At 65.4% G+C, this 18,877-nt stretch carries 25 protein-coding genes; 9 read left to right on the top strand and 16 right to left on the bottom strand.

Features of this window, described 5'->3' with window-relative positions:
• Window positions 1-2 precede the first annotated feature (2 nt).
• Window positions 3-1,229: a DUF1501 domain-containing protein gene (locus tag METLW3_RS0106370; protein ID WP_036308702.1), complete on the top strand. Its 1,227-nt coding sequence runs from the start codon at window positions 3-5 to the stop codon at window positions 1,227-1,229.
• 22 nt (window positions 1,230-1,251) lie between these two features.
• On the opposite strand, the gene METLW3_RS0106365 is transcribed toward METLW3_RS0106370, so the two are convergent.
• Window positions 1,252-1,686, bottom strand: coding sequence for an iron-sulfur cluster assembly scaffold protein (locus METLW3_RS0106365; protein WP_024879133.1), 435 nt, complete (start codon window positions 1,684-1,686; stop codon window positions 1,252-1,254).
• A gap of 129 nt (window positions 1,687-1,815) precedes the next feature.
• Between METLW3_RS0106365 and folE the strand changes: the two genes are divergently transcribed.
• The 4 genes from folE to METLW3_RS0106345 all read left to right on the top strand — a co-directional run bounded on the left by folE (window position 1,816) and on the right by METLW3_RS0106345 (window position 5,018).
• Entirely contained in the window at window positions 1,816-2,445 is a 630-nt protein-coding gene (gene folE, locus METLW3_RS0106360; RefSeq protein ID WP_018264614.1) for a GTP cyclohydrolase I FolE, read from the top strand.
• A gap of 21 nt (window positions 2,446-2,466) precedes the next feature.
• Window positions 2,467-2,877: a phosphoribosyl-AMP cyclohydrolase gene (gene hisI, locus METLW3_RS0106355; RefSeq protein ID WP_024879132.1), complete on the top strand. Its 411-nt coding sequence runs from the start codon at window positions 2,467-2,469 to the stop codon at window positions 2,875-2,877.
• Window positions 2,878-2,908: 31 nt separating this feature from the next.
• Entirely contained in the window at window positions 2,909-3,862 is a 954-nt protein-coding gene (locus tag METLW3_RS0106350) for a glutaminase (protein WP_024879131.1), read from the top strand.
• Window positions 3,863-3,992: 130 nt separating this feature from the next.
• Window positions 3,993-5,018 (top strand): patatin-like phospholipase family protein, encoded by a 1,026-nt coding sequence (locus tag METLW3_RS0106345; RefSeq protein WP_024879130.1) that lies wholly within the window; start codon window positions 3,993-3,995, stop codon window positions 5,016-5,018.
• Between the two features lie 46 nt (window positions 5,019-5,064).
• On the opposite strand, the gene METLW3_RS0106340 is transcribed toward METLW3_RS0106345, so the two are convergent.
• Window positions 5,065-5,496 carry a CBS domain-containing protein gene (locus METLW3_RS0106340; protein ID WP_024879129.1) on the bottom strand — a complete coding sequence of 144 codons (432 nt, stop codon included), beginning with the start codon at window positions 5,494-5,496 and terminating at the stop codon, window positions 5,065-5,067.
• Between the two features lie 62 nt (window positions 5,497-5,558).
• Entirely contained in the window at window positions 5,559-6,341 is a 783-nt protein-coding gene (locus METLW3_RS0106335; protein ID WP_024879128.1) for a rhomboid family intramembrane serine protease, read from the bottom strand.
• Window positions 6,342-6,501: 160 nt separating this feature from the next.
• On the opposite strand from METLW3_RS0106335, the gene METLW3_RS0106330 reads away from it, so the two are divergent.
• Window positions 6,502-7,098 (top strand): PAS domain-containing protein, encoded by a 597-nt coding sequence (locus METLW3_RS0106330; RefSeq protein ID WP_024879127.1) that lies wholly within the window; start codon window positions 6,502-6,504, stop codon window positions 7,096-7,098.
• A gap of 52 nt (window positions 7,099-7,150) precedes the next feature.
• Here METLW3_RS0106330 and smbP read toward each other — a convergent pair whose 3' ends face one another.
• Together smbP and METLW3_RS0106320 are read right to left on the bottom strand one after the other, a co-directional pair.
• Entirely contained in the window at window positions 7,151-7,486 is a 336-nt protein-coding gene (gene smbP, locus METLW3_RS0106325) for a small metal-binding protein SmbP (protein WP_024879126.1), read from the bottom strand.
• A gap of 146 nt (window positions 7,487-7,632) precedes the next feature.
• Window positions 7,633-7,839 (bottom strand): hypothetical protein, encoded by a 207-nt coding sequence (locus METLW3_RS0106320; protein WP_024879125.1) that lies wholly within the window; start codon window positions 7,837-7,839, stop codon window positions 7,633-7,635.
• A gap of 617 nt (window positions 7,840-8,456) precedes the next feature.
• Here METLW3_RS0106320 and METLW3_RS0106315 point away from each other — a divergent pair.
• Window positions 8,457-8,666 carry a hypothetical protein gene (locus METLW3_RS0106315; protein ID WP_036308698.1) on the top strand — a complete coding sequence of 70 codons (210 nt, stop codon included), beginning with the start codon at window positions 8,457-8,459 and terminating at the stop codon, window positions 8,664-8,666.
• A gap of 3 nt (window positions 8,667-8,669) precedes the next feature.
• On the opposite strand, the gene flgI is transcribed toward METLW3_RS0106315, so the two are convergent.
• From flgI to motA, 11 genes are all read right to left on the bottom strand, one after another.
• Window positions 8,670-9,764 carry a flagellar basal body P-ring protein FlgI gene (gene flgI, locus METLW3_RS0106310; protein ID WP_036290264.1) on the bottom strand — a complete coding sequence of 365 codons (1,095 nt, stop codon included), beginning with the start codon at window positions 9,762-9,764 and terminating at the stop codon, window positions 8,670-8,672.
• A complete protein-coding gene (gene flgA, locus METLW3_RS0106305) occupies window positions 9,764-10,228 on the bottom strand; it encodes a flagellar basal body P-ring formation chaperone FlgA (RefSeq protein WP_024879122.1) in 465 nt (154 codons plus the stop codon). Before flgA ends, flgI begins: the two co-directional genes overlap by 1 nt.
• Complete coding sequence (gene flgG, locus METLW3_RS0106300; protein WP_024879121.1) at window positions 10,225-11,013, bottom strand: flagellar basal-body rod protein FlgG; 789 nt, start codon at window positions 11,011-11,013, stop codon at window positions 10,225-10,227. Before flgG ends, flgA begins: the two co-directional genes overlap by 4 nt.
• Before the next feature lie 18 nt (window positions 11,014-11,031).
• Window positions 11,032-11,352, bottom strand: a complete 321-nt coding sequence (locus tag METLW3_RS0106295) for a flagellar hook-basal body complex protein FliE (RefSeq protein ID WP_024879120.1) — start codon at window positions 11,350-11,352, stop codon at window positions 11,032-11,034.
• A complete protein-coding gene (gene flgC, locus METLW3_RS0106290; protein WP_024879119.1) occupies window positions 11,349-11,768 on the bottom strand; it encodes a flagellar basal body rod protein FlgC in 420 nt (139 codons plus the stop codon). The genes METLW3_RS0106295 and flgC overlap by 4 nt, the downstream gene beginning before the upstream one ends.
• Before the next feature lie 6 nt (window positions 11,769-11,774).
• Window positions 11,775-12,158 carry a flagellar basal body rod protein FlgB gene (flgB, locus tag METLW3_RS0106285; RefSeq protein WP_024879118.1) on the bottom strand — a complete coding sequence of 128 codons (384 nt, stop codon included), beginning with the start codon at window positions 12,156-12,158 and terminating at the stop codon, window positions 11,775-11,777.
• Window positions 12,159-12,230: 72 nt separating this feature from the next.
• Window positions 12,231-13,316: an EscU/YscU/HrcU family type III secretion system export apparatus switch protein gene (locus tag METLW3_RS0106280; RefSeq protein WP_024879117.1), complete on the bottom strand. Its 1,086-nt coding sequence runs from the start codon at window positions 13,314-13,316 to the stop codon at window positions 12,231-12,233.
• A 13-nt stretch (window positions 13,317-13,329) separates the two neighbouring features.
• Window positions 13,330-14,355 carry a FliG C-terminal domain-containing protein gene (locus tag METLW3_RS0106275; RefSeq protein WP_024879116.1) on the bottom strand — a complete coding sequence of 342 codons (1,026 nt, stop codon included), beginning with the start codon at window positions 14,353-14,355 and terminating at the stop codon, window positions 13,330-13,332.
• Between the two features lie 18 nt (window positions 14,356-14,373).
• Window positions 14,374-14,676, bottom strand: a complete 303-nt coding sequence (fliN, locus tag METLW3_RS25210; RefSeq protein ID WP_036309317.1) for a flagellar motor switch protein FliN — start codon at window positions 14,674-14,676, stop codon at window positions 14,374-14,376.
• Between the two features lie 124 nt (window positions 14,677-14,800).
• Window positions 14,801-15,748 carry a FliM/FliN family flagellar motor switch protein gene (locus tag METLW3_RS0106265; protein WP_024879114.1) on the bottom strand — a complete coding sequence of 316 codons (948 nt, stop codon included), beginning with the start codon at window positions 15,746-15,748 and terminating at the stop codon, window positions 14,801-14,803.
• Window positions 15,749-15,753: 5 nt separating this feature from the next.
• The gene (motA, locus tag METLW3_RS0106260; protein ID WP_024879113.1) at window positions 15,754-16,626 is read right to left on the bottom strand and encodes a flagellar motor stator protein MotA; all 873 of its coding nucleotides are present in this window, start codon (window positions 16,624-16,626) and stop codon (window positions 15,754-15,756) included.
• 155 nt (window positions 16,627-16,781) lie between these two features.
• Between motA and flgF the strand changes: the two genes are divergently transcribed.
• Complete coding sequence (gene flgF, locus METLW3_RS0106255) at window positions 16,782-17,504, top strand: flagellar basal-body rod protein FlgF (protein WP_024879112.1); 723 nt, start codon at window positions 16,782-16,784, stop codon at window positions 17,502-17,504.
• Complete coding sequence (fliI, locus tag METLW3_RS0106250; protein ID WP_024879111.1) at window positions 17,501-18,835, top strand: flagellar protein export ATPase FliI; 1,335 nt, start codon at window positions 17,501-17,503, stop codon at window positions 18,833-18,835. Before flgF ends, fliI begins: the two co-directional genes overlap by 4 nt.
• Window positions 18,836-18,877: the final 42 nt, after the last annotated feature.

Below are 18,877 nucleotides of genomic sequence, written 5' to 3'. Positions count from 1 at the left end.
CGATGCGCATTCCCTCTTCCTCCACTCTCTCGCGCCGCCGCCTCCTCGCGCTCGGCGGCGTCTCTCTTGCTTTGGCGCATTTTCCGAAAGCGGCGAGCGCCGCGGCGGCGCGCGATCCACGCCTCGTCGTCATCGTGCTGCGCGGCGCGCTGGACGGACTCTCGGCCGTCGCGCCGATCGGCGATCCCGATTACGCGGCGCTGCGCGGGTCGCTCGCTCTCTCGCCGATCGGCGACAAGCCCGCTCTGCCGCTCGACGGATTTTTCGCGCTCAATCCCGCAATGCCGGTCTTCGCGCGTCTGTATAAGGAAGGAAAAGCGAGCGTCGTTCATGCGGTGGCGACGAGCTATCGCGAGCGCTCGCATTTCGACGGGCAGGATGTGCTGGAGAGCGGCTTCGCCGGCCCGGGGCACACGGAATCCGGCTGGCTCAATCGCGCCGTCTTCGCGCTGCAATCATCGGAGCCGGCGCGGCGTCGCGGGCTCGGCGTCGGCGCGGCGCCGCCGCTTGTGATGCGCGGGCCGGCGCCGGCGCTCGGCTGGGCGCCGCAAGTGCTGCCGCCGGCTGGCGAAGACCTCGCTCAGCGCGTGCTCGATCTCTACACGCATAGCGATCCGACGCTCGCCGCCGCGCTGCGGGCCGGATTGGACGCCGATAGAATCGCGACCTCGGGCGGGCTCACCGGCGATATGGCCAAGTCGCGCGGCGGCATGGACCAGCCCAATGGCATGCGTCAGGCCGCCATGGGCGCGGCGCGGCTGCTGGCGACGCCGGACGGACCGCGCGTCGCCGCCCTCGCCTTCGACGGCTGGGACACGCACGCCAATGAGAACGGCCTGCTGGCGACGCGCCTTACGGGCCTCGACGGCGCGCTGGAGGAATTCGAGAAAGGCCTCGGCGAGGCCTGGAAGGACACCGCCGTCGTCGCCATCACCGAATTCGGCCGCACGGCGCGCGTCAATGGCACTGGCGGAACCGATCATGGGACGGCGAGCGCCGCATTTCTGGCCGGCGGCGCAGTGAAAGGCGCGCGCGTCATCGCCGACTGGCCCGGATTGAAGACGAGCCGTCTCTATCAGGAGCGAGATCTCGCCCCGACCCATGATTTGCGCGCCGTGCTGAAGGGCCTTTTGACCGAGCAATTCGGCCTCACGGCGCAAGCGCTGGCGGAGAAGGCTTTTCCCGACTCCGCCGGCGTCGCGCCCATGCAGGGCCTCATCGCCGGATGAGAGGGGCGCCGAAGCGCCCCTCTCAGCCCTGTCGTTTCTCGATCTGCCCGATCGCGTCCACGACGGCGTCGAAGGTCAGGAGCGTCGAGGCGTGACGCGATTTGAAATCGCGCACCGGCTCCAGAATGGCGATTTCCTCCCATTTTCCATCGGGGGGAGCGCCATTCTCCTTCAACATTTTGCGGACGGTCTCGCGCAGGGCGCGCAATTCTTGCGGCGTGGAGCCGACAATATGGCGCGCCATGATCGAGGAGGCCGCCTGGCCGAGAGCGCAGGCTTTGACCTCATGTGCGAAATCCGCCACTTTTCCATCCGATAGGGTGAGATCGATCGTGACGGTCGATCCGCACAGCTTGGAATGGGCGGTGGCGCTTGCATCTGGAGCTTTGAGCCGACCGACGCGCGGTATCTGCGCGGCGAGCTCCAGTATGCGCTGGTTGTACACTTGATCGAGCATTGTGGCCGATAAGTTGCTAGCGGGGGGTTACGTGGAATCCTTCCACTGAGTATATAATTCCGCAGGCCGCGTTGAAAGCGGCCGTCTTCCCCGAAGTGGTCGGGCCAATCGTCTATCTGGAGGCGCCACATGGATGCCGTGGTTAAGTCCTTGCTCGACCGTAACGAGACGGCCGAGACTCCCGTCGAGCGCCCGACCCGCGAGGAAGCGGAGGCGGCAGTGCGCGTGCTGCTGCGCTGGGCGGGCGACAATCCCGAAAGGGAGGGTCTCAAGGAGACGCCCCGCCGCGTCGTGAAGGCCTATGAGGAGTTCTTCCGCGGCTACCAGGAGGACGCCGGCGAGGAGCTGGCCCGCGTCTTCGAGGAGGTCGAGGGCTATGACGACCTCGTGCTGGTCCGCGACATACCGTTTTTCTCGCATTGCGAGCATCACGTCGTTCCTTTTGTCGGAAAAGCGCATATCGCCTATTATCCGACCGGCGGCGTTGTCGGCCTCTCCAAGCTGGCGCGGCTCGTCGACGTCTACGCCCGCAGGTTGCAGACGCAGGAAGCGATGACGGCGCAGATCGCCACCGCGATCAACCAGCATCTGACGCCGCGCGGCGTCGCCGTGCTGGTGGAGGCGGAGCATATGTGCATGTCCATGCGCGGCGTGATGAAGCAGGGCTCCTCCACGGTGACGGTGCAGTTCTCGGGCGTGTTCCGCGACGATCCGGCCGAGCAGGTGCATTTCTACACGCTGCTGCGCGGCGCCCGCTGACCGCTTCCCTGGGGAAATCCAATGTCCGCTCTGCCGCCGGCCGAGGCCCATGCGCTCGAGGAAGGGCTCGCCCTCGCGCCGCGCTATGACGCCCAAGGGCTCATCGTCTGCGTCACCGTCGAGGCGGCGACGAACGAGGTGCTGATGGTCGCCTATATGAACGCTCTGGCGCTCGAGAAGACGCTGGAGACCGGCGTCGCGCATTATTGGTCGCGCTCCCGACAGAGCCTCTGGCGCAAGGGCGACACCTCCGGCCAAGTGCAGAAAGTGGTGTCGCTGAAGGTCGATTGCGACCAGGACGCGCTGATGCTGGCTGTCGAGCCCGGCGGCGACGGCAAGGCCTGCCACACCGGCCGCAAATCCTGCTTCTATCGCCATGTCGAGAATTTGGGCGAGAGCGGCGCCGCTCCCCGCCTCGTTCTCGAGAGCTAAAAGCCACGACGTCCCACTCTGGTAGGCCTAAGTGACCGAGCTCGAAACAGCCGTGCAGGAGATCGCCGCCGAAATGGCGGCGCGGCCGGATCGCGGCGAGGTCGCGAGCTATATTCCCGAGCTGGCGGGGGTCGACCCCGGCGCTTTCGGCATGGTGGCGATCGACGCCGAAGGCCGCGTCGCCGCTGGCGGCGACGCCGACCTGCCCTTCTCGATTCAGAGCATATCGAAAGTCTTCACGCTGACGCTGGCGCTCGGCATGGTGGGCGATCTGCTCTGGCGGCGCGTCGGCCGCGAGCCCTCCGGCAATCCGTTCAACTCGATCGTGCAGCTGGAGCGCGAGCGCGGCGTGCCGCGCAATCCCTTCATCAACGCCGGCGCCATAGCGGTGACGGATGTGATCTTGTCCGGCCATCAGCCGCGCGAGGCTCTGGGCGAGATTTTGCGCTTTCTGCAGTTTTTGGCCCAGGACGATACGATCTATGTCGACCGGGCCGTGGCGGAATCGGAGAAACGCACCGGCTTTCGCAATATCGCGCTCGCCAATTATATGAAATCCTTCGGCGTGATCGCCAATCCGGTGGATTTCACGCTCGGCGTCTATTTCCACCATTGCGCGATCGCCATGACCTGCCGGCAGCTGGCGATGGCGGGGCGCTATCTCGCCCATTCGGGCCGTGTTCCCTCTACCGGATCGCCCTCGACCGGATCGTCGGTGGTCTCGCCCGAGCGCGCCCGCCGCATCAACGCGCTGATGCTGACCTGCGGCCATTATGACGGCTCGGGCGAATTCGCCTATCGCGTCGGCCTGCCCGGCAAGAGCGGCGTCGGCGGCGGCATATTGGCCGTCGCGCCCGGCAAGGCGTCCATCGCAGTCTGGTCGCCGGGCCTCGACGCCAATGGCAATTCCCATCTCGGCCGCATCGCGCTGGAGAAGCTCGCGCGGCGCATGGGCTGGTCGATCTTCGGAACCGAGCCGGCCTGAGCCGAAGCCGCGATCCGGCCCCTCACCGCTGCGGCGGCGCCGTTAACCGCCCCGCTACTTTCAGCGCGCAGCCTTCCGCCCAATATAAGAAAGATCAAGACGGGCGGAGACGGCAGGCAGGAGAGGCGCGATGACGGCCTTTTTTCGCAATCCCTTCGACAGATGGGCGCCGGATGGCGGCGGCGGGGTCGATGCGCCGCCCATTGCGCGCGAGCCCGCTCCGCCTATAGCGCGGCCCAAGATCGGCTTGGCGCTGGGCGCCGGCGCCGCGCGCGGCTGGTCGCATATCGGCGTGCTGCGCGAATTGGCGGCGCATGGGATCGTGCCCGATGTGGTCGCCGGCACCTCCATCGGCGCCGTGGTCGGCAGCTGCTACGCCGCCGGCAAGCTGGACGCCGTGGAAGCCTTCGCGCGCTCCATGACCAAAAGGCGCGTCTTCACCTTCATGGACCTGTCCTTCTCCGGCATGAGCCTCATCGGCGGCGAGCGGCTGCGCGCGGCGCTCGAGAAAGAGCTGACCGACGTCACGATCGAGGATCTGCCGGTCCGCTTCGCCGCCGTCGCCACCGAAGTCGGCACGGGACACGAGGTCTGGCTGAAGCGCGGAGCGCTGGCGCCGGCCGTGCGCGCCTCCTACGCTCTGCCCGGCATTTTCGAGCCCGTGCGCATCGGCGACCGTTGGCTCTTCGACGGCGCGCTCGTCAATCCGATTCCGATCACCGTCTGCCGGGCGCTGGGCGCCGATTTCGTGATAGCGGTGAACGTCACAGCCGATACGATGTATCGCTCCCATGTGATCCACGATCATCACGCCCATGCCGGCGGCGGCCGCGCGAAAGAAAGCGCGCCCTTCGCCGACGCCTCGGAGCCCGGCCTCGCGGCGCATCTGCTGCCGCGCTATTTCCAGCGCCGCCCCGGCGCCGCGCCCAATGTCGCGGCCTCGATGATCGACGCCTTCAACATCATCCAGGACCGCATATTGCGCTCGCGCATGGCCGGAGATCCGCCGGACGCAACCATCCACGCCCGCCATGAGGATGTCGGCATGTTCGACTTCCACCGCGCCGAGGAGTTGATCGAGCTCGGCCATGAGGCGACCAGGCGCTCGCTGCCCAATATATTCGCCCACATACCGCTGGTCGGCGCGACGCCGTGAGCCGCAGACAAGCGGCTCCGGCGTCACCCTCGCGGAGCGGCGGCTCTCAGGCCGTCGCGATATAGGCGCGAAGCTCCTGGCGCTCGGACTCGATCTCGTCGATACGGCATTTGACGACATCGCCGATCGAGACGAGGCCGGCGAGACGCCCGTCGCGCAGAACCGGCAGATGACGGCGGCGCTCCACCGTCATCGCCTCCATCGTCGCTTCCAGCGAATGATCCTCGGCGATCGACATGGGATCGGCGGTCATGAAGCGCGCGACCTCGTCGCGGAGCGCCTCGACGCCGCCGCGCGCAATGGCGCCGACGATGTCGCGCTCGGTGATGAGGCCGACGACCTCGTCATCGGCGTCGACCACGACGAGCGCGCCAATGCCGCGGCGGGTCAGCTCTTCCGCCACTTGCAGCAATGTCCGTCCAGGCGCGATGGTGACGACCTCGGCCCCCTTGCGGGCGAGTATGCGGGCGACATTCATATGAAATCCCTCCCCTCTCGCTAGTTTACTTGTCGCTCTCGACTTGCCGCTAGTTGTTGCGGTTACTCACGGCCTCCCTCGCGCCGACGGTCGAAGGCGCCGAACAGGAGAAGCCCCGCCACAAAGCCTCCGACATGCGCCTCCCAGGCGATCTGCTCCGTCGACCCCGCCGCGCCGGGAAATAGACCGAAGATCAGATTGGCCGCGAACCAGAGACCGACGAAGGCGAGCGCGCGCCGGTTGGACCAGAGCTCGGCGAGGCTCGACGCGCGCCGCGACGCATAGGGCGCCCCGATCCGCGAATCCTGGGCGAAAGCGAAACGCGCGCTCGCCGCCATGGTTCCCGATATGGCCGCCGAGGCGCCGACGACCGGGCCGAGATCGAAAGGATGGATCGCAAAATGCGCCGCCGCGCCCGCCGCCGCCGTCAGCGCCAGAAAGGCGAGGAAGCGCGCCGCGCCGAAACGGCGGGCCAGCGGCGAGCCGAAGGCCGCGAGCGTCACGCCATTGACGGCGAGATGCGTCCAATTGGCGTGCAGCAGCGCATAGGTGACGAAGGTCCACCAGGGCAGGCGCTCCGCGCCCAGAGCCTCGGCGATATCGCCGGCCTCGACGCCCGGAGCGAGCTGCCCCGCTATGGAGCGCATGAAAGCGTCCGGCGCCAAAACGATCGAGATTCGTCCCGGAACGAAAGCCAGCGCGGAGAAGATCTCGGAGACCGTCGCGCCCGGCAATGCGCCGAGCGCGAACTGAATCGCCGCCAGCACGGCGAGCAGCGCCGTGACCTCGCCGGGCAGATTGAGGATTTTCTCCCTCTGCGGCCTCGCCTCGAAACGATCGTTCATCTCAGAGCCCGTCCTCGGCTCGCCGGAGCCATTGCGCGTGGTTACCGATTTCTTGCCGCTGGCATGCCGCCTGCTCTTCAGCTCTCGCCGCTCGGGGGCGGGCGGCAGGGCGCGCCGATTCGACGCAAAGTCCTTCACGATACGCCGTTTTGGAAACAAAATGAGACACAAGGTCAACCAGCAACTCTACGCCTATTGGAGCCGCTTGAAAGGGGCGCGATCGGCGCCCGAGCGGTCCGAGATCGACCCGGCGGAAATTCGCGAGGCGCTGCCCGATTCCTTCATCATCGAGATCGACGAAGCGGGCCGCTTTCCGATCCGCCTCTGCGGCACACGGCTGAACGCGCTCTGGCTCGACGAGCAGAAGGGGAAGTCCTTTCTCGATCTGTGGTCTCCCGAGGACCGCCGCACGCTCGCCTCGGTCATGCTGACCGTCATCGACGGCGTGGCTCCGGTTGTCGCTGGAGTCGAGGGACGCGCCGGCGACGAGGGCGACGTCTTGGAGCTCGAGCTGCTGCTGCTGCCGTTGCGTCATTTCGGCAAGACGCATTCCCGCGTTCTCGGCGCCATCGCGCCCGCGCGCCGTCCGCGCTGGCTCGGCGTCGCGCCCGCCAATCCGCTGCGGCTGACGTCTTTTCGCGTGATCGCGCCGAGCGAGGCGCATTTTCGTCTGTCGGAGCCGGTCGGTCGCCGCGTGGTGCGTCCCGCCGCGTCGGGACGGCCGGAGCTGGTGCTCTATCGGGGCGGAAAGGCATGAAAAATCAGCAGCGCGCCCCCGAAGAGGGGGCGCGCCGACCAGGGGCGAGAAATTACTTCGCGACCTGCTTGAGCTCCGCATCGGCGGCCTTCACATGCTCGGCGGCCTGAGCGAGATGGTTCTGGCGGGCCTCGTCGATGGTGGCCTTCAGATGGTCGATCGCAGCGGCGAGATGCGCGTCGGGCTTGAACTTCTGCAGCGACTCGGCCTTCTCCAGCGCGAGATCGGCATGATAGGCGAGAAGCCCGGTATCCTTCAGCTTGATCTGAGTGATCGCTTCCTCGACGTGGGTGGACGCCCGGTCGAGCCGGTCATCGGCGCGGGCCATTGTCGAGGCGAAAAGCGCGCCGCCGAAAGCGAGCGTGAGAGCGGCGGTTTTGAGCTTCATGGTCGTTTCCTCATGATCCGGCGGCGCGCGCATCGTCACTGAACGTATCGATTTATCGCGGCCGCCGATGATCGTGTCCTGCATTTAAATGCAAATGGGGGCGCCTTGCTAGCCCATCAGTAGGATTTTCCGCCGCCCCTCGCCGCTCACCAGAATTTCAACGCGGCGAGCAGACCTTTTTGCGTGACCTGGCGATCCTGCTCCTTGAGCTCGAGGAAGATCTGCCGCGCGCTCGCCCGCAGATCCAGCAGCTGCTCGTCCGAAACCTCGAAATCGACCGAAGCCGCCCGCAATTCGCGGCGCGCCGAATCGAGCTTTTCCTGCAACAGAGCGATCAGGGAATTCTTTGCCATTTTCTTGCTCTCTCACTCGCTTGGGCGAGCCTGAGAGCGGGAGCGAAAACAACGCTCGAATTCCCTTTGCGGGCCTCAATCAGATTCGCCGGTCGGGCCTGCATCCGAGGCCCCTCGGTTCTTTCGAACGCTCACGCTCGAGCGTCGTGGCGATTATCTTTGAAGTTTCGCCGATCCGCAATCCGGCCGCAGAGCCCTTCGAAAGCTACGCGGCGGCCACTCGGCGACGCCACGTCGGTAGCGTATGATTATTGCACAATCGCTTGAATCTATTAGGTTATCTAGGCGCAGCGCTGCGCAAATCCCCCAATGGCGAAGCGGCGACGCATCGATAGATTCGCTCTCGACGATTCAACGCGTTGCGTCGCGACTGTCGCGTTCTCGCCTATTCCCGACCAGGACCTTCCATGACATTCGCTCGCTGCGGCCTCGCCGCCGCGGCCGGGCTATTTCAGGCCCATGGCCTCGGGAAAGCGCAACAACGGTCACACGCGCGAGCGCGACCTCCCGCTGACGCCCTCCTAGCCGGCCATCAACGCGCGCATTGACGCCCCTACCGCGGGACGGGCTCCGCGCCCAAATGAGGCGTGGCGGCCGATCGCATAGCGGAGGAGAATATGGGCGATCAGATCGAGCTTTCGCTCACGCTCGAGCGCATCGACGCAGCGACGCTGCTCGAGAGCCTCGAGCGTCAGCTAGAGGCTCTGCAGAAGATCGAGCACACAGATGGCGCCGAGCTCTATTCCGCGGCGCAACGTGAGAAGAGCGCCATCATCCCAGTCATTATGGCGTTGGAGAGCGCCTTGCGCGCGAGCCGCCCACACTGAGTCTCATTGAATGATGAGGTCCGCCTGCAAGGCGCCGGCCGTCTTGATCGCCTGCAGGATCGAGATGATTCCTGTCGGCTTCAGCCCGATCTGATTGAGCCCGCGCACCAGCGTGCGCAATGTCGGCCCTTCCAGCGTGGCGACGCCGCCGACCTCCTCGGTCGCAGTGATGCGCGTCTGGGTGGTCACAGTCGTCCTGCCATTGGAGAAAGGCGCCGGCTGCGAGACCTCCGGCGTCTCATTGATGCGCACGGTGAGGCCGCCATGCGTCAATGCGACGGGCGAGATCTTCACATCCTGGCCGATCACCACAGTGCCGGTGCGCTCGTCTATGACGACGCGCGCAGGCGTGCTCGGCTCGACGCGCAATTCGCCGATCTCGGCAAGCAGGCGCGTCGCGCCGCCGCGCGTCGTCGTCAGCGCGATGGTGCGATTGTCGCGCTCGCGCGCGATGCGCTGATGATATTTCGCCTGCGAGTAGCGGTTGATCGCATCGACGATTTGCACCGCCGTCTGGAAATCCGGATTGCGCAGCTCCAGCATCAGCGCGCCATCCTCGCCGGAGGGACGCGGCGCCTCACGCTCGATCGTCGCGCCATTGGGCACGCGCCCCACAGTCGCGACGCCATGCGTCAACGTCTCGTTCTGGCCGCCGACGGCGAAGCCCGAGACCGCGATCGGCCCTTGCGCGATCGCATAGACATTGCCGTCTATGCCGGTGAGCGAGGTGAGCAGCAGCGTCCCGCCCATCAATGACGTCGCGTCGCCCATTGCGGAAACGGTGATGTCGATCGTCGAGCCCCAGCCGACGAAGGGCGGCAGCGCCGCCGTCACCATCACCGCGGCGAGATTGCGCGTGCGCAGCGAGCTGTTGCGCACATTGACTCCGAGGCGATCCAGCATGGAGGAAACGGATTGCTCGGTGAAAGGCGCATTGCGCAGCGTGTCGCCCGTGCCTTGCAGGCCGACGACGAGGCCATAGCCGAGCAGCTGATATTCCCGCACGCCGCGCGGAAAGGTGATGTCCTTGAGCCGCACCGAAGCGAGCGCCGGCGCGCTCATCAGCACGAGCAGAGCGATCGCGACGAGCCTGCGCATCAGCCCTCGCTCACGCGGATGGAGCCATCCGCCTGCACGCGGCCGGTGACGACGAGCCCGCTGTCCTGATTGCGCACGCGGATGAGATCGCCGACGGAGCCGGCCTGCAGAGCCGAGCCGTAAGCGATGATGACCATGCCGCCTTCATTGAAGACGATCTTCACCGACGCATTTATTGTGACGACCTTGGGCGCATCGACGGCGATCGTCGGAACCGGACGGTCCGGCAGCAGCGTGCGCCGCGCGACCTTGCCGATGAGCGCGCCTTTGGTCTCCGCGACCGAGCCATCGGCGCCGCCGCCGAAGCCGAAGGCGCGCTCGCCGAGCATGGATTCACGAATGACGTCGCCGGGATAGATGACGCCCAGCGGCACGGGGAGCATGCGCTCCTCCGCGCCGAGCGGCGAGAGGCCGCAGGCGACCGCGGCCAGCACGAGAACGACGAGCCGCGGCGGCCGCATCATCTGATTCCCTTCGAGACAGTACCTTCCATCTCGTCCACCGCTTGGATCACCTTGGAGCTGAGCTCGAAGGCGCGCTGCGCGGAGATGAGATTGACGAGCTCCTTGACCGGATCGACATTCGAGCTCTCGAGATAATATTGGCTGATCGTGCCGAAGCCAGGATCGCCCGGCACGCCGACGACCGGCGCGCCGGAGGCGACCGTCTGGCGGAAGAGATTGCCGCCCAACGCCTCGAGGCCCGATTCATTGGCGAAATTGGCGATCGTCAATTGGCCGAGCTGCTGCGGAGTCGTCTGCCCGCCGATGGTCGCCGAGACAATGCCCGATTGATTGACGGTGATCGCGGTGGCGTTATTGGGAATGACGATGGTCGGCGTCACCAGATAGCCGTCGCCCGTCACCAATTGTCCATTGGCGTTGGTGCTGAACGAGCCGGCGCGGGTATACACAGTCTCGCTGTCGGCGCCGACGATCTGGAACCAGCCGCGGCCTTGCAGCGCGAGATCGAGCTGATTGCCCGTCTGCGACAGCGAGCCTTGCGTCTGCAGGCTGCGGATCGCCGCGAGGCGCACGCCGAGGCCGGTCTGCGAGCCTTCCGGAATCGTCGCGTCACGGCCGCGGTTGGACACGCCTTGAAGCCGGTCCGCCTGATAGAGCAGATCGGTGAATTCCGCGCGGGAGCGCTTGAACGCGGTCGTGTTGATATTGGCGATATTGTTGGAGAGAACTTCGATATTCTGCTGCTGGGCGTTCATGCCCGTGGCCGCGATGGCGAGCGCTCGCATGGTTCTACCGATCCTTGTTCAAATCGTCATCCGGCTGATTTCCTGATAGGCGCCGACCGCCTTGTCGCGCACCGCGATCGCCGTCTGCAAGGCCCGCTCGGCGGACATGATCTCATCCACGACCTGCTGCACAGAGGCTTTGCCCTGCACGCTGGCGATGGAGGTCGCCTCGCTCGACTTCACCTTGTCGACGACATCCGTCGTGAGCTGATCGAGCACTTGCGAGAAGGACGCTCCGTCGACAGACGAAGCGGCTGCGCTCTTCGTCGCGCCGCTCAGCGCCGAGACGCCGGCGTTGGAAGCGACGGAGGCGACGATTCCGGGGACGAGTCCGATCATTGGCTTCCCTTCAGCAGATCGACCGTCATGGAGAGCAGATCGCGCGTCTGCTTCATGACTTGGAGATTGGCCTCATAGGCGCGATTGGCCTCGCGCATATCGGCCACTTCGGTGAGAATGTTCACATTCGGAAACTTCACATTGCCGTCCTTGTCCGCAGCCGGATTGCCCGGATCATGCTCGACGCGAAACGGCGTGCGATCGATGCCGACCGCGCCGACATGAACAAGCTCGGCGCCGCTCGCGCGATCCAGCTCATTGGCGAAGGTGACAGTCTTGCGCACGTAAGGATTAGCGCCCGCGGTCTGGCCCGTGGAGCGCGCATTGGCCATATTCTCCGCGACGATGCGCAGGCGAGAGGATTGCGCCTCGAGACCCGCGCCGGAGATTTTCATGGAGGCTTCGAGAGCATCCATCTCGCATTATCCCTTCAACGTCGCCATCCACATTCCGTGGAACGACTTCATGATGCTGGTGCTGAGCGAGAAGGCGCCACGAATCTGGCCCGCCTTCATCATTTCCTGCTCGAGGCTGACCGAATTGCCGGAGAGGCTCGTCTCCCAATTCGCGCCTTCCTTCGGCGAGGACGCGCGTGGATCGAAAGCCGCTGTCTGAATATGCAGACCATTGGTGCCCGCGAGCTCCAATGCGCTATGATCCAGAACTTTGGAGAAAGGCGCGACATCGACCGCCTTGTAGCCGGGCGTGTTCGCGTTGGCGATGTTCTGAGCGACCACCGATTGACGCGCAGAAAGCCAGCTCCGCTGCTTTTCGACGAGATCGAAGAGATAAACAGGCTCGACCATGATGCCTCGCGCAGATTTGGTAACGGAAAATTAGCCGTTCGGTCTTGCGTCAAGCTGGACTTCCGCCAGCAATCAGCGAGACGCAGGACGCGACGCCTGGCCACTGTTGTGCAGAAAATGAATGAGCTCCGCGATCGGACGATAGAATTCCGACGGGATCATCTTATCGACATCGACAAGATCGTACATCGCGCGCGTGAGCGCCTGACGCTCGAGCACGGGAACGCCGTTCGCCTCGGCGATCTCTCTGATCTTGAGCGCGACGAGATCGGTTCCCTTGGCGACGACGAGCGGCGCGCCGCCCTCCTCGCGCACATAGCGCAGAGCGATCGCGTAATGGGTCGGATTGGCGATGACGAAGGTCGCGCGCGGAACCGCCGCCATCATGCGCTTGCGCGAGCGATCCAGCGCGATGGAGCGCAGGCGCGCCTTCATCATCGGATCGCCTTCCGATTGCCGATGCTCCTCCTTGAGCTCCTGGCGGCTCATGCGCATGTCGCGACGCCACTTCATGCGGCTCCAGGCGAAATCCGCCATGGCCAGCAGGACGACCGGAATGCAAACGACACTGGTGAGGCGAATGACGAGCTTGAGCAGCAGGCCGGGCACCTGGCCGGGCTCGACGCGCATCGCATCGGTGATGAGCCCGCGGTCGACATTGAGCGAAAAGATGACCGCGCCTGCGATGATGATGATTTTCGCCACCGATTTGGCGAGCTCGACGAGGCCCGTGACGCTGAAGATGCGCTTCAGCCCCTCACGCGGCGAGATGCGCGAGAGATCGGGCTCGATACGCTGGAAGACGAGGCGCGGCGAGCCCTGAATGAAAGCTGCGACAAGCGCCGAGACGATGAACATCCCGAGAATCGGCGTCAGAAATCGCGCGGTCTCCAGCACCACCACCCGCGATTGCATATACGCGTCGGCGCCATTGGCGACCGCGAATTGGCCGACATTGCCGAGCATCAGCCCCAGCGCGCTGGCGAGCTGCGGGCCGACCGTCTGAACGACGAAGACGGAACAGAGCAGAAAGGTGAGAAAGAGCGTGGCGACCGACAGATCGCGCGATACGGGAGTCTTGCCTTGCTCGAGCGCGTCGAGAATCTTCTTCTCTGACGCCTCTTCTGTTCGTGATTCGTCGTCTTCCGTATCGCTCATCGATCAGAGGCCGTCATTCGGCGGCCTCCTCCGGAGCGGCGTTGGACAAATCGATCTTGCCCTGCTCTGCGAGCCGCAGAACCGTGTCGGCGATGACGCGGCGCGCCTCCATGATATCGCGACGCGACGGCGACGCGCCGCTGGAGAGCTCGGCCTCCACCATGCGCCGCGTGCGCGCGGAGAGCGCCGCGAGCACGAAGTCGCGAACGTCCACCTCTGCGCCGCGCAGCGCCAGAATGACGCGATCGGCGGGAATGGCGTCGAACAGAATCATGCGGGCGCGGACATTGAGCTTGGTGATGTCCTCGAAGTTGAACAGCATGCCCTTCAGCGCTTCGGCGTCGCGCGGGCGGCGTTCGGAGAGGCTGCGCAGCACGCCTTCGGCATGCTCGCGCTCCATCTTGTTGATGATCGCCGCGAGCTTGGCGTTCTTCGCGGCCGAGGCGGTGGCCGCCGAATTCTGCAGGAGATCTTCCTGCAATGTCGTCTCCACCAGCCGGAGCGCCTCATCGGTGACGGGCTTGGACGACAGCATGCGGCGCATCACATCGTCGCGGAAATCGGGAGGCAGCACGGACAGCGTCTTGGCGGCGCGCGTCGGATCGATCCGCGACAGCGTCAACGCAGCCGTTTGCGGATGCTCCATGGCCAGATATTCGATGAAGGTCGCCTCCGGCGCGGCGCCGACACGATCCCACACGGCGCTGTTGGAGCTGCCGAGCACATCTGACATGATCTCGGCGATCTGATCGGGCGGTATCACGCCGGCCAGCAGCTTTTCCGCCTCGCCCGCCGTGCCACGCAGATCAGAGCCCCCGCTCTCGAGCTGCGACATGAAATCTTCGATGAGCGGCTCGATCGTGCTCGCCGGGACCGCGCCGAGGCCGGCCGCGAATTTGGTGATCTGCCGCAGCTCGTTCCGATCGAAATGCTTGAGGACGCGCTGCGCCACATCCTTGTCGACCGACAACAGCAGCGCCGCGACTTTTTCCGGGCCGTTGAGCGTGCGGCCTGCATCGGCCGCAATCAGATTGGTCATCGCGGGCTCCCGCCTCCGTCACATGCGCCGCGCGCCGCTCCCGGGCTCGATGATCTCGGTGAGCGAGACCCCGAAGCGCGTATTGTCGTCCTCGACCACGACCACCTCGCCGCGCGCGATGAGACGCCCGTTGACGACGACATCGACCGGCTCGCCGATCTTCTGGTCCAGCGGCACGATGGCGCCGCGCCCGAGCTTCAGCAGATTGGAGACCGGCATGGTCACGGAGCCGATCACCACCTGCATGACGACCGGAATGCGCAGAATCGATTCGAACTTGCGCGCGTCGATCTCGGGCTCGCGCACACGCTCTTCCATCATCAGATCTTCGCCGATCGCGCGCGAGCCGCCGATCAGCCTCTCGAGCTCCTCGCTCTTGGAGCTCTCCAAATCGAACTCACCCATGTCGATCTCTCCATTGTCGACGCCGCAATCGCGCCAGCGCTCATCCGCGCAGCACGTCGTCGATGAATTCCTGCTGCTGATCGACGAAATCGTCGATGCGTATCGTGTAGGAGCCGTCTTTCTGGCCGATCTCACACCAGAACAGCGACTGGCCTTCGCACATCAGCGCGACGAGGCCTGTCGGCGACACCGGCAGCTCGATGACCTGGCCGACCTCGAAGCGCGCGACATCGGCGAGCGTGAGATCGGCCTTCTCCATCACTGCGCTCAGCGTCACCTCGGTCTCGGTCACACGCTCTTTCATCCGCTTCGCCCATTGCGGATCCGTCGCCGGCGCCGAAGTCGGCGCTTCTTGCGACAAGGCGTCGCGCATCGGATCGAGCGTCGCCTGCGGAATGGCGATGAGCAGCGCGCCCTCGGTTCCGAAGGCGCGCAGCCGGCACCGGCAAACGACGCTGAAGCCGCTGCTCTTGCGCGCGGCTCCTGCGGGTTCGGCCCGAGCCTCCGCCGGCTCGAGCGTGAAGCGCGCTCCGACGAGCGCGGCGAAAGCCGCCTGCAATGAATTGGTGATGCGCGAGAAGGCCAGCATGCCGACGCGCGTCTCGATCGCCGTGAGCTCGCGCTCCGCGTCATAAGGCGGCTCTGAACCGTCGGAGCCGAACAATCCCTCGAGCAGCGTGAACACGAAGCGCCGGTCGGCGGCGATGGTCGTCTTGGCTTCTGGATCGGCGCCCGCGACATAGGATGCGGCGAGCGCGGCGCGCTCCGTCTCGAGCGCTATCTCGCCGGACCGCGCGACCGTCATTGTCTCGATGACGAATTGCATCGCGCCTTCGGCGAGACCACGCATCGAATCTTGCATCTGCGACGCCATGGCGTCGAACACCGCGCGCAACAGCGGCATGCGATCGAGCGAGGGGCCACCGCCCGAGAGCAGACGCTCCCTCACTCCCTGCGAGGCGAATTCGACGACGCCGTCCATGCTCATATCGATCACGCCGCCTCGGCGGCGGCGCCGCCGGAGAGCGTCTCATTCTCGACCTCGTCGATCGAGGGACGCTCATAGGCGGGAATGGATTTGCGTCCGTGCTCGACCGCCACCTGCGGCATCGCGCCATTCATGAAGGCGAGCAGCGTCTGCTTGACGATGACATAGAGGTGGCATTCCTTGCTGCGCGCGACCTTCACCTTGAAGGCGAGCGGCGTGACGATGCCGTAGGAAACGAAGATGCCGGCGAATGTGCCGACCATGGCGGCGCCGATGAGGCCGCCGAGCAGCTCCGGCGATTGATCCAGCGCGCCCATCGCCTTGATGACGCCGAGCACGGCCGCCACGATACCCAGCGCCGGCAGGCCGTCGCCGACCGAGGTCAGCGCATGATACGGCTTCAGCCGATCGTAGCGAATGGCGGCGATCTCCTCGTCCATCAGCGCCTCGATCTCGAAGGTGCGGACATTGCCAATGATGAAGAGACGGCAGTAATCGCAGATGAAGGTGGTCATTTCCTTATTGGCGAGCACCTTCGGAAACGCCGTGAATATCTTCGATTCCGCCGGATTGTCGACATGCGCCTCGACCTCGTTGCGCGGCTTGCTGCGCAATTCGCGCATCAGAGCGTGCAGCAGGCCGAGTATGTCGAGAAAGTCGCGATGCTTGGGGCCTTTGTCCATGACCGCCTGGCCGAGCGCCTTGCCCGTGTCCATGATCACCTTGGTCGGATTGGCGACGACGAAAGTGCCGAGCGAGGAGCCCATGATGATCACGAACTCCCATGGCTGCCATAGGACGATCAAATGGCCGCCCAGCGCGGCGAAGCCTCCGAACATGCAGCCCATCGTGATGATCAGCCCGACGAGAAAGCCCATGACGCCAGTCTCCCGATGGAAATTCGTATTAACGAATTAGTCACCCTCCCTTGCGCGAGGCTGACATTTTCTTTCAGCTTCACGCAAGCAAAACCGGGCAGCTTCATGACGGAGCGGCGCGATGCGGCCGCAGCGCAGGCACGGACCTCGACAACATGCAATCGGCCTTTTACGTGTCGCTTTCGGCGCAAGTCTCCGTCGACAAGCGGCTGGAGACACTCGCCAATAATATCGCCAACGCAGCGACGCCGGGCTATCGCGCCGATGGCGTGAGCTTTCAGCAGGTCGTCTCCCAAACGGACACGAGCAAGACCGCCTATGTGTCGGCCGGCAAGGATTTCGTCTCGCGCGCCGTCGGCGAGCTCACCAAGACCGGCGATCCTTATGATATCGGCATAGTGGGCAATGGCTATTTCGCCATACGGACGCCGAACGGGACCGCCTACACGCGCGACGGCCGCATGCGCATGACGGAGACCGGCGATCTGCAGACAGTCTCTGGCTTTCCGATTCTCGACGCGGGCAATTCCGCCGTCGTGCTCGATCCCAATGGCGGCCCGCCGATGATCTCGCGCGACGGCATGATCACGCAGAGCGGTCGCCAGGTGGGCGCCGTCGGCCTCTTCACCCTCGACGAGTCCGCGGATTTGACCCGCGGCCCCAACGCCAGCCTCATTCCCTCCAAGCCAGCGACAGCGGTGCTCGATTTCGTCCGCAATGGCGTGCAGCAGGGTTTTATCGAGGGCTCCAACGTCAATCCGATTCACGAGATGGCCAAGCTGATCGCCACATCGCGCGCTTTCGACAGCGTGAGCTCGATGAACGACATGCTCGACAGCTCGCAGCGTGAGGCCATTCGCACGCTCGGGGGCTCATGACCTCGCTACAGCGCCTGCGCGCCGCGGTCGAGCGCGACCAGCGCCGCGCCGATCACATTCGCGTCTTCGGCCTCGTGACCGAGGTGACGCCGTCACATTGCCGCGTCAGCGGCCTCTCCGATTTCGTCGAGCTCGGCGAATGCGTGCGCATCGGCGCGCCGCCGGACGGCGCGCTGGGACAGGTGGTGCGCGTCGGCAAGGACGGCGCGATCGTCAAATCCTTCGACAATCGCGTGCGCATCGGCCTCAACTCGCCGGCCTATCGCACGGGGCCGATCGCGGTCGCGCCCAGCCCCGATTGGGCGGGGCGCGTTCTCGACGCTTTTGCGCACCCCATCGACGAGCGCGGCGCGCTCTCCGACGGCGACACCGCCTTCGACGTCGACGCCTCCGCGCCAAAGGCGATGCGCCGCGGCCGTGTGAGCGTGCCCGTGCGCACCGGCGTCAAAGCCGTCGATTGCTTCACGCCGATCTGCGCCGGCCAGCGAATTGGCATTTTCGCCGGCTCCGGCGTCGGCAAATCCACCTTGCTGGCCATGCTGGCGCGGGCGCCGGGCTTCGACACGGTGGTGATCTGCCTCGTCGGCGAGCGCGGTCGCGAGGTACGGGAATTTCTGGACGAGGTGCTGGCCGGACAGGCGAGCGAATCGATCGTCGTCGTCGCCACCGGCGACGAGAGCCCGATGATGCGGCGTCTCGCGCCGCTGACCGCGACCACCATAGCTGAATATTTTCGCGACATCGGCCGCAACGTCCTGCTGATCGTCGATTCGGTGACCCGCTTCGCGCATGCCTCGCGCGAGGTGGCCTTGGCCGCTGGCGAGCCGCCGGTCGCGCATGGCTACACGCCGAGCATATTCGCCGATATTCCGCGCCTGCTCGAGCGCGCCGGCCCCGGCGAGGAAGGGCGCGGATCGATCACCGGCGTCTATTCCGTGCTGGTCGACGGCGACAATCACAATGATCCGATCGCCGATTGCGTGCGCGGCACGCTGGACGGCCATATCGTGCTCGACCGCGCCATCGCCGAGCAAGGGCGCTATCCGGCGATCGATCTCAAGGCCTCGATCTCGCGCCTCGCGCATCACGCCTGGAAGCCGGAGCAACGGCATCTCATCCAGAAGCTGCGCGCGCTCGTGTCGCGCTATGAGGACACGCGCGATCTGCGCATGCTCGGTGGCTATCAGCGCGGCGCCGACATGGAGCTGGACCAGGCCGTGCAGCTCGTTCCCAAGCTCTATGAGGCGCTGACGCAGTCGCCGCAATCGCCGCCGAGCGTCGACCCCTTCCGCGAGGTGGCCGACAGGCTGCAGCACGCGACGCACGGCTGAACGGCGCTGCGCGCTCGCCCGATCAACCAATCTTTCACTCCT

The sequence above is a fragment of the Methylosinus sp. LW3 genome (assembly GCF_000527115.1).
Classification (GTDB): Bacteria; Pseudomonadota; Alphaproteobacteria; order Rhizobiales; family Beijerinckiaceae; genus Methylosinus.
The sequence above is the reverse complement of the archived record's forward strand: the minus strand, read 5'-3'. Positions and strand labels throughout refer to the sequence as shown.